The 9,998-nt window shown below is 50.9% G+C and carries 7 protein-coding genes and 1 tRNA gene; 7 read left to right on the top strand and 1 reads right to left on the bottom strand.

Annotation, left to right across the window (positions count from 1 at the left end):
- The first annotated feature begins 396 nt into the window (after positions 1-396).
- The 6 genes from HMPREF2981_RS04395 (at position 397) to HMPREF2981_RS04370 (ending at position 7,714) form a co-directional block, all read left to right on the top strand.
- Positions 397-1,260, top strand: a complete 864-nt coding sequence (locus HMPREF2981_RS04395; protein ID WP_037231903.1) for a phage holin family protein — start codon at positions 397-399, stop codon at positions 1,258-1,260.
- Between the two features lie 191 nt (positions 1,261-1,451).
- A complete protein-coding gene (locus tag HMPREF2981_RS04390; RefSeq protein ID WP_004006220.1) occupies positions 1,452-2,663 on the top strand; it encodes a glycosyltransferase in 1,212 nt (403 codons plus the stop codon).
- Between the two features lie 72 nt (positions 2,664-2,735).
- A tRNA-Ile gene (locus tag HMPREF2981_RS04385) sits at positions 2,736-2,809 on the top strand.
- A 218-nt stretch (positions 2,810-3,027) separates the two neighbouring features.
- Positions 3,028-4,383 (top strand): hypothetical protein, encoded by a 1,356-nt coding sequence (locus tag HMPREF2981_RS04380; RefSeq protein WP_070661054.1) that lies wholly within the window; start codon positions 3,028-3,030, stop codon positions 4,381-4,383.
- A gap of 247 nt (positions 4,384-4,630) precedes the next feature.
- A complete protein-coding gene (locus HMPREF2981_RS04375) occupies positions 4,631-5,629 on the top strand; it encodes a nitrate ABC transporter (RefSeq protein ID WP_246825259.1) in 999 nt (332 codons plus the stop codon).
- A gap of 12 nt (positions 5,630-5,641) precedes the next feature.
- Entirely contained in the window at positions 5,642-7,714 is a 2,073-nt protein-coding gene (locus HMPREF2981_RS04370; protein WP_070661050.1) for a hypothetical protein, read from the top strand.
- 101 nt (positions 7,715-7,815) lie between these two features.
- Here the strand turns inward: HMPREF2981_RS04370 and HMPREF2981_RS11045 are convergent, their stop codons facing one another.
- Positions 7,816-8,292 carry a M23 family metallopeptidase gene (locus HMPREF2981_RS11045; protein ID WP_238382269.1) on the bottom strand — a complete coding sequence of 159 codons (477 nt, stop codon included), beginning with the start codon at positions 8,290-8,292 and terminating at the stop codon, positions 7,816-7,818.
- A gap of 815 nt (positions 8,293-9,107) precedes the next feature.
- Between HMPREF2981_RS11045 and rpsB the strand changes: the two genes are divergently transcribed.
- On the top strand, positions 9,108-9,902 hold the full coding sequence (gene rpsB, locus HMPREF2981_RS04360; protein WP_004006225.1) for a 30S ribosomal protein S2: 795 nt from the start codon (positions 9,108-9,110) through the stop codon (positions 9,900-9,902).
- Positions 9,903-9,998 lie beyond the last annotated feature (96 nt).

The raw sequence follows: 9,998 nt of genomic DNA, 5'->3' as shown, positions 1-9,998 counted from the left end.
AGTACACCAGAGGTCCTTTCTCTATATGTTGACTAGATTCGAGTCAGTAAACCGCTCCATATTTTCTCAACGCTGGGGTCTCTAAATACCCTCACACAAGAACCCTCTCGCGCATCAAACATCTCTGTCTCGAACACTATATGAATGCATACGCATAAAAGTTTTCGAGAATTTACACAGTACACGGTAGAATGCGAAAGATACCCTACGCACCATAAAACCGTGTACTGCCGCCTTCTGAAGATTTGAGGGGAGCAGAAAAACCATATACGGTTTGGTTGGTGTGATCGCTGGGGCGGTTGTGTAACAACACACCTGCGGTAAGAATAGAGCTAGAATAATAACCGTGGGGTGCTAAACAGAAGCTCCACACAGAACAATCACGGAGAGGTGGGCATGACCACAAACACTAATCCCCAAGGCATACGAGCAGGCATTGCAGGGATTAAGTCAAGTATCGCGGGTCTCTTTGATGCCGCTAAGGTACTTAAAACCCTAGGTATTAACCAGGTCAAAGACGAAGTCCAGATTGCAAAGCACGAGCTTAAGACCAAAGGCGTCGCTCTTGGCAAAGGTGCAGCCTTCCTCGCCGTCGCAGCTGTTTTTGCGTGCTTCATGGTCATCGCTATTATCGGTCTGCTTATCTTCCTCCTTGGACAGCTTGTACCTTTATGGGCCTCAGCGCTGATTTGGGCAGGCGTCTTCCTCATTATTCTCGCCATTTTAGGGCTTATCGGATATAAAAAAGTTAAAGCCCAGCTGCCCTTTGCTCCCGAATCGGCAATCTTCGGCGTTCTCTTCGATCTCGGCGTGCTTCGTGAAGGCAGCGCAATGACAGCCTCCCGTTTGAAACAAGAGCAGGCTGAACGGGCAGCGCGCAAGCAGGCAGAGCGTGAGGCCGCAGCAGAGAAGGCACGCCAAGAAGCTGAGGAGCGTAAGGCACGCGGCGAAGAAGAACCCAAGCCGCTCACCATTGAGCAGATTCAGCAGCGCACTAAAGAACGTCGCGCACACCTTGCAGCTTTGCGCGATGATATGCAGAAGTACGCACAGAATGCTCAATCCTTCACCCAATCAACCGTAGACTCCGCAAAGACCGGTGTGCAGAACGCGCCCAGCAGCGCGGCTACCGTTGGGCGCAACATGGTCAGCAATGCATCCAAGCCTGAGGTTGTTAAGGCTCGGTGGAAGTCCTTCGCAACTCTGGGCGCATCGCTCTCCGCAGTCGTACTCTTCCTCCGAAAGATTGTGCGACGCTAACGCAAGTACCTGCACCACAAACTCCGTATATTGGCCCGTCACCTCCGCAGTGGCGGGCCATTTTTGAGGACGTATAGAGGCGACTCTCAGAGAACTCCAAGGCCTATTTATGCTGAGGAACGCGATAACACCCGATAAAATAATGAAGAACACCCCATACACCTGAGAAGTCAGACCAAGGAGAACAGGCGATGCAGCAGGCAAAGAAGATCCTGATCGGTGCTGAGACCTATCCCCCCGATGTGAACGGCGCGGCACAATTTGGGCACCGCCTAGCGACCTCTATGCTCAAGCGCGGGCACGAAGTACACGTGGTTGCCGCAAATCCCAGCCGTGGACCTAGCTACCGAACCGTAGTAGAGGGCGGCATCGTCGAGCACCGTCTGCGTTCGCATTTGCCCCCCACTCATGAAACCAACCGCATCTGTATTCCCTGGGAAATCCACGCCGAGGTGGGTCGTATCCTTGACGAAGTTAAGCCGGATGTTATTCATGTGCAGTGCCACTACATTATCGGGCGCGCATTACTGAAGCAGGCACATAAGCGTGGAATTCGAGTTATCGCCACCAACCACTTTATGCCCGCAAATTTAGATCCATTCCTGCCGTTCCCGGAACCCATCAAAAAGGTATATGCGCACATTACCTGGGCGGATATGCGCCGTCTTTTCAAATATGCGGCGGTGGTGACAACTCCGACTCAGATCGGCGCCGATGCGATGCGAGATCTTGGAAGATTTACTCGCCCCGTCATGCCCGTTTCTAACGGCATTGAAATCAGCGACTACGAACTTGCTGAGGGCGCAGATTTGGGCAAAGCACCCGGCGAACTGCGTGTAACCTTCGTGGGTCGTCTTGCTGAAGAGAAGCACGTGGATGTGCTTATTGAGGCGCTCTCTCTTCTCCCCGAAGACCTTGACCACGTTCGCCTTGATATCGCCGGAGGCGGCGAGCTTCGTGAAACCCTCGAACAGAAGGCACGCGAATGCGGTGTTGAAAACCGAGTAACGTTCCGTGGGTTTGTTCCGGACGAAGAACTGCCGGGTGTTTACCAGAGGGCGGATATTTTCTGTCAGCCTGGGACCGCAGAGCTGCAGTCGCTTGTCTCCTTGGAGGCTATGAGCGCCTCCACCCCCGTAGTCTTGGCAAACGCTCTAGCGCTTCCACATCTCGTGGAAGAAGGCGTTAACGGATACCTCTTTGAGCCTAATAATCCGCAGGATTTGGCGGATAAACTTACAGCAATTCTTCGTCTACCTGCCGCTGAACGCGAGCAGATGGGGCGTGAGAGCCGCCGTATTGTGGAATTCCATAGTGCGGAGAATACCTGGCGCACTTTTGAGGAATTATATGTATCGGATGCCCCCTATGAGCGTTTTCTTGCTCAACGTTCTGAAAAATAAGGTGTGTCTAAGATTCGCCAAAACTGTACCCCTCAGGTACTCTAGAGACGTGGCTTACGCGCTAAGCCTCTAGGGGAGTTAGCTCAGCCGGTTAGAGCAGAGGACTCATAATCCTTTGGTCGTGGGTTCAAGTCCCACACTCCCTACAGACCCCGCTCGGTATGACTCATTTATTACATGTCGCCGAGCGGGGTCTTTTCGCTTTATATCGGGGTTCGAGTTACGCGAGTTAGAACAGAGAGCATAAACACGCTACATTAGATACGAACATTTGAGAGATAAAGTGTTTGCCAGCTACTTTTGAAAAGCACCATTTTCTCTCGGAACCCCTGTTAGAGACTCCGGCTCACTCAAAAGAGGAATAATGACCACCGATAAATCCTGCATGAGAGCGCTACACGGTTTATATGAGCGCCGCTTTCTGCGTTTTGCCACCGCGTTTACCCTCGCCTCTGTTCTTGGCGTGGCGGCACCCGTTCTTGCGCCGGTGCCTACATACGATCACGGCTCGGACTTCCTGACAGTGGCTCGCGCAGATCAGCAGGATGTTCCTTCGCCCCATGTTCGCAATCTTATTTTTGTGCTTCAGCTCAAGGAAGACGGCACCTTTGAGGGGCACTTGCTTCTCGGAGATTTTAAAGGTGAGATTGGGCAAAGCGAGCTTCAAGACCTAGATACCTATCTGGAGGCCGTCAAAGTTGATAACCAAAAGGTAGAGTCCGATATTCATTCGTATCAGCCTTATTTTGTGGGTAAAGATGCTCTTATCCCGAAAGAAGCGCAGGGTCGGCACGTAACATTTACTGCGAATAGCATCGACCAGGTTAATAGAGACCTCGAACAGCTTCTCGGAACCAAGAATAATTCCATCTCTTTCAGTGAGTCCACAGGAGAAAATCAAGAGCTTTTATCAACCGCGAATGTGCATATTGATTGTGCCGGTATTTGTGATGCGAGCATGTCATCCCCGCCATTGGGGCTTGTGGCAGCGCCCGCATCCTGGGGTAAGAGCGGCGACGAAGCTTTGTACAGCGTCAACGAGGCAGCAAAATACGATTCTGGTACATCTTCGGTTGTTAGCTATACGATGAGTCGCCGAGTGGTTCCTGAGAAATTTTCAAGCACTTTCTACATCAGCTCCGAGTCTTCTTTGAGTGCGAGCTTCCAATATACTTTTAGCCCGCTCGACGCAATGCTTTTTAGCCGGAGTATTAATGAGATCTTTGGTGCCTCCAATACAAAGACCGGTGAACATAATATGGAGCGTAATGAGCAGGGTATAGGGCGTACCTTTACTACCCGGATCAGCAATATCAAAGTTCAAGATTTCCAACGTTTGCTCAACAACTATATGCCCGGCAGCGAGGTAAGTCTTGAGAAAGGTGAGAACGATCAGCTGACGTTGCGTGCCAAGCTCGTTGCGGATGCTAAAGTCACCGATAGATTCAGTGGCGACAGTGAATATATTGTGGTGGCGCCGGACGGTATGGCGGTGGTAAATCCTCCTGCTAATACTGTTGTAGATCAGTCCGATGGGGCAATTCATGTGCGCGCCAAGGGTATTAACACCGCCACAATGGAAATTCATATGCAGAAGGCCCCCCGCAACTATAGGCCAATTATGATTGCTGGGATTGTCGTAGCATCCCTGCTCATCGTAGTGCTGATCTCTATCCCCATCGTGGTGACTCGTCGCGTGAAGAAATTAGAAGAAGAATAAATACCTTATTTTCTGAAGACATGACGAATTATCGTGAGTAGAGGCGAGATTTAAGGTAGGGTAAAAAGTAACCTCGCATGCACACGCGAGACATCGCCGATAAACACACGGAGTACTGTTGCTCCAGCGCCTTCTTCCTGGAATAAGGCTTAGCCACGAGATCTTCAGACTTATCTGGTTTCTTGAAGCAACGTCCCGAGTGTATATCGGCTTGTTGCATAGGAAAATCCGAGATAAGGATCAGATGATGAGTGAGAATATTCCGCAGTCCGGTCAAGGTCAGCCACAACATCCTCAAGGCTATGGCAATGACGGGTACCAGAATCCCAACCCCGCTCAACCGTATGGGAACCCTAATATGCACCAGTCTGTACCTCCCCAGGAGCAGGGCGGACAATACCAGCAGGATCCTAATCAGTTTGGAAACCCGGTTCCGGGTGCTCCGAACCAGCAGATTCCCCAGCCGAACGGGTTTAACCCGCAAAACCCTGCACAGCCCCAGGGAGACCCACATGCTGGTTTCGCCCAGCCAGCAGCACCGGCAGCGCCAAACCCTTTCACTGAAGCTCTCAAGAATGTTTGGGGCAGCTTCCTTGATGTCTTTAAGAGCCAGCCGGGCGACGCACATAAAAGACTGCAGGACAGCCAACCTTGGGGATGGATTATCGCTGTAGCAGCACAGTCCTTCGCGGGCTCTTTGGTTATTACGCAGCTGGTCAGCGGTCTTCTTGGGCTTTTCTACATGTTCCGCGAATCATTCTACGGTAGCCGGGGGAGCTCCTCTCAGGGAGGAAACTTCGGGCAGACCGTCATGATTTTCCTAATTTTCTTCGTCGCAATTTTTGCGATTCACGTTCTGCGCGGCTTGCAGCTCATGCTGACCGCTCGTATCGGAAAAGTTCAGTCGAGTTTCAACGACTGCATGAGCGCGGCAGGTGTTGCGGCTCTTCCCTTGGCTGGCTCCTATCTTCTGCTCTACCTCTTTGTTCTTCTCACAATGGGTACAAATGGGAAGAACTTTGCAGAGAACCCCATCCTGACGATATATCTCCTGGTAGCAATCTTTGCGTTCTCGATTGTGATCGGTGAGTCTCTTATCTACCTAGGGCTGAATCGCCTGGGCCGTTTTGAGAAATCGCCTGTGTTAATGCACGCTCTTCTTACAACTGCATGGGTTATTGTGGCCATCATCGTATACAACATTGCGTTCCAGATGATGCCTAACCCCATGGCATCAAGCCTCTAGGAGCATTGTAAGATGAGCCAGCTACTACAGCAGCGCTCGTCAAGACGGCAAGGAAGACTTGGGTTCCTTGCCGTCTTTCTAACGGTTCTAGCGCTCATTATGTCTGCCTGTGGTGCAAAAGTTGAGACAAATCTCGGGCTTGAAAATTCAGAGAAGGGCTCCCGCACCATTACAGTGTCTTTCAGCTTGAAAGATAATAAAGATTACCTCAAGGGCGACGTTAACGCTCTTGATGCTTCGATTAGAAAACACAAACCTCAAGAACTTGATTACGAGGGCATTCGAACCGAAGGTGATAACGCTCAGGCCACCTTCAAAGTGAATTTTAATAGCGTAGATGAGTACCGCACTAAAATCTCCGCTATTTTGAGAGCTTCGAGTTTTGACAAAGAACCTCAGATTCTGATTAGCAACAGCAAAGACGGCTTGGTTCAGGGCGTTGAAGTTTCCGAAAACTTCACCTCGCAGGACCTTATCAAGTGGCTTCCCGAAGCACTTGTAACAGACGGCTTGGTCGAAGCAAAACGCAAAGACAACGTCCTGCAGTCAAGTGGGAAAAACAGCGTTACCTTTGAAGGTCGCGAAATTAAAACAACAGAGTCCTCTAACGAGGTTCAAGCTAAAGACCTCAAAGATAATGGGTTTGATGAAGTTGTGATTGCAGTCGATAAGAAGGACGGTAAATATAACGCCAAGATTGTCTTTCTCGCAAAAGAGATCATGGTACCTGACCGGGTAAGTGCTGTAGACACTTATCTTAACTCGGTGAAACCTGAGGGAGCTGAGCTTACCAAGGGTATTGACGAAGAAATCGCCAAAAAGTCTTACCGGAGCTTACCGTCCACGCAATCTGGTAAAGATGAAAGCGGTCGCAACTTAAAATTTACTGCCGATTCTTTCGAGGATCTCAATGCTAAACTTCAGAAAATTCTGGGTACTCAAGAGACCGCGTTAGAAAGTTCCCAAGAAGTTAAAACTGATTCTTCTGGGGCGAAGATCATTGAGCATATAACAGGTTCAGTTGATTGCAGCCGTGTGTGTTCACCGGGAACCAACTACGGGGTGAAGTTTAGCTTCTCTGACGACGGTAAAAATTTTGACCAGGACTACGGCTCGTCGAATAGCTCAAGCTCAAGCGCATCCGCGTCGGATAGGGTAATAAAAGTCAACCTAAAGAATTCGCGCACGATTCAGCCTGAAAGCCTAAACGTGAATTCTGCGCTGGGTATGGACGGTTCTGTTGAAGCGAAGTTTGAACTTGCTTTTAAGAGTTCTGATATCGCGCAGGCTGGGGATGCCCTTAAGTCTTTCGTTCAAGGGTCTGATGAGGCTCAAGCGACATTTGAGGAACGTACTGACGGCGATAATACGATATATTCAGCAAAGATACGAGGCAAAGATTCTGCGGAATTCAATACCCGTATTGGTGATTACCTACCCGGTTCTGAAATGACGATTCATCATCCTGGCGGGGTTAATCTTTTCGGGGCAGACTATACGGTTTCGCCCAAGTTTAACCTGCAGGAGCGTTTTGGTCAGCTACAGCCCAAAAACTACGATTTCAAGTTTGAACTCCCCATCATGAGCTCGGTTAAAACCGATGCTCTGCAGGGAAGTAACTCTATGCTTGGTCGCCAAGATTCACATCTTTCTGGCGATGGGCGTAACGTTACGGTTAATAGCTCGGAGGGTTATGTCAATACCTCATCCCTCACCATTCCAGCGCATGGGTTTACCATGACGGACTTTGTGGTGGATGCTATTTTGCTCGGTCTGCTTCTGCTGATTCTGTTGGTGCTCTTCATCTTCCGCAAGCGCATTCGTCGCGCAAGCCAGAAGGCACGCGAACGCCGAGCTGCACAGCAAGCGGCGCAGCCGACAGCAGCCTACACAGTTTCAGACTCGGATGTTCTCAATTACGGCGACGATTCGCCGACCGTTGCGTTCTCGTCCGGAAGCTCCTATGCGGCTGAAACGGACGGTACTATTCCGCTGCCCGCCCAACAGGCTCCTATCCCGAAGCACGCTGCAAAGTCACAGCAGAAACCCATTTCGGGTGATAGTGATCAGGACTTTTTGCAGTAGTGCCGTGCCATAACGTATAGCAAAGCAGAGACCGGTTGGTCAGGCACACAGTGAGCCCCGCATCGTGCACGATGCGGGGCTCACGACATATAGGTAATATTTCAGGCTTTGAAACTCTCGTCAACGGGAAGCAGTATAGTCGGTTCTGCTGGTCCTAACAGAAGCATAGGGTTAATATATTCTGCGTTTTTGCCACTTCCGTTCTTGTGGTCGCCGCCGCGCCGAACGCTCCAGTAAAGGCATATGGTAGAGCACCGAGGTTTTGCGGGATGCGCATCCACCCGAGCGATAACCTGTCCCGCCTGAACGTGAGTACCGACTGGCAGAGGATCGGTGACGGGCTCGAAACTCGACCTGTACCCGTTCGGATGCTCAATGACTACTACCTGTCGATCGACGACAGTTCCCGAGAAAACTATGGTTCCAGGCGCTGGAGCGCGCACTTGGTCCTGTTCTGTTACCTCAAGATCGACTCCGCGATGCCCTGCCGACCACCGCTGACTGGGCTTGATAAAGGCATGAATGACATGAGGTTTTCCAGATATAGGTGAAATCCATGAACGCGCAGAAGTGTGCATGATCTGGAGGGGACCGTGTCGGTACTTTATACCGCTGACGTGTGGCCCGAGGCCTAAAGATAATGCCGCGGTAAGGACTATGATCTGGATCGTTAAAACCCGCAAGAATATTGGAGAAGGTACCCGGACTTTTATAGGACGCCCTGAGCGCCAGCATGCTAGAAGAAACAGGGGAGTACGCTGCAGCGCAGATACAAAGTGTCGTCTGGATATCGTAAAAATACGTGCCTGTGCCGCCAGACCCGCGCGGTGCATCCACGCCCCTAACCAATCACATATCATTCTTCGAGCACACCACAGTCGAAAACGCATAAAGATATGTACAAGGCTGTACTGTGGAAAACTTACCCTTTCGGGACATTTTTATTCGATATCCACAGACGGTATTTAGCGTTTTCGTGAAAAACAGGTGAGACGGCTCAGCGTTTTTCACAAACCTCCAAAATATGAAGACTCGTGATTCTACGGATTCAAGTGAGGTAGTAGCAAAAATTTTTATAAAAAACCACGCTTATCCGGGCGAAAAGCTCACGGTACTAAAGACTTAAGACCCAAATATCAGGTACAATCTTCTATTGCAGTGTGCCTAGCCTGGTAACGGAAAGGCCCGCTGACGACGCGTGGCGTGAGCACCTGGAACCTAAATACCAGGTGATAAAAGACCTTCGGTCCGCTTAGAACAAGCGGTCAGGGCTTGAGACACGGGGCAACCCGAATGTCTAATCGCCACTAGGATAAACCGATAACTACTATGCGCGCGTGTGGCTAGCCCGAGATGGGAGGTCAGCGCGGCACCCTGATATAAAGGAGACGACATGCCCGTCGTAACTATGCGTGAGATGCTGGATTCCGGCGTTCACTTTGGTCACCAGACCCGCCGTTGGAACCCCAAGATGAAGCGTTTCATCCTCACCGAACGCAACGGCATTTACATCATCGACCTGCAGCAGTCCCTCGAATTCATCGATAAGGCTTTTGAGGCTGTTAAATCCACCGTTGCACACGGCGGCAACATTCTGTTTGTGGGTACCAAGAAGCAGGCACAGGAAGTTATTGCTGAGCAGGCTACCCGCGTGAATATGCCTTACGTTAACCACCGCTGGCTTGGTGGTATGCTCACCAACTTCTCCACCATTGCTAAGAGCATTGAGCGTATGAAGGAACTTGAGCAGATCGACTTTGACGATGTCGCGGGTTCACGTTACACCAAGAAGGAACTGCTCTTGATGCGCCGCGAGTTTGAGAAGCTCGAAAAGACTCTGGGCGGTATCCGTAACCTGAGCAAGGTTCCCTCCCTCGTCTGGGTTGTTGATACCAAGAAGGAGCACCTGGCGGTTAACGAGGCTCAGAAGCTGGGCATCCCCGTGGTAGCTATTCTTGACACCAACTGTGACCCTGACGAAGTCGCATTCCCCATCCCTGGTAACGACGATGCGATCCGTTCCGTCAACCTGCTCACCCGTGTGGTGGCAGACGCTGTCGCTGCAGGTCTCATTGAGCGTAATGCTAAGAAGACCGGTAAGGCAGAGGCTGCTGAAGAGCCTATGGCTGCGTGGGAGCGCGAACTGCTAGAGCAGCACGAGGCAGCTCAGGCGGCTGAAGCTAAGTAGGCTTTAGCTTTTCCACGATGGGAAAAGCAGTACGGACGGTACCTACCCTGTGGCGGGTAAGGTGCCGTCCGCTCATAGCTCATGGGCGTTATCACG

The organism is Rothia sp. HMSC069C01, assembly GCF_001814655.1.
In the GTDB taxonomy this organism is placed as follows: Bacteria; Actinomycetota; Actinomycetes; order Actinomycetales; family Micrococcaceae; genus Rothia; species Rothia dentocariosa.
Note: the sequence above shows the minus strand (reverse complement) of the source record. Positions and strands in the feature narration are given on the sequence as shown.

Coding starts and splice junctions, on each gene's coding strand:
- rpsB (WP_004006225.1), top strand. CDS start 9,108: ATGCCCGTCGTAACTATGCGTGAGATGCTGGATTCCGGCGTTCACTTT.
- HMPREF2981_RS04390 (WP_004006220.1), top strand. CDS start 1,452: ATGCAGCAGGCAAAGAAGATCCTGATCGGTGCTGAGACCTATCCCCCC.
- HMPREF2981_RS04375 (WP_246825259.1), top strand. CDS start 4,631: ATGAGTGAGAATATTCCGCAGTCCGGTCAAGGTCAGCCACAACATCCT.
- HMPREF2981_RS04395 (WP_037231903.1), top strand. CDS start 397: ATGACCACAAACACTAATCCCCAAGGCATACGAGCAGGCATTGCAGGG.
- HMPREF2981_RS04380 (WP_070661054.1), top strand. CDS start 3,028: ATGACCACCGATAAATCCTGCATGAGAGCGCTACACGGTTTATATGAG.
- HMPREF2981_RS11045 (WP_238382269.1), bottom strand. CDS start 8,292: ATGCACACTTCTGCGCGTTCATGGATTTCACCTATATCTGGAAAACCT.
- HMPREF2981_RS04370 (WP_070661050.1), top strand. CDS start 5,642: ATGAGCCAGCTACTACAGCAGCGCTCGTCAAGACGGCAAGGAAGACTT.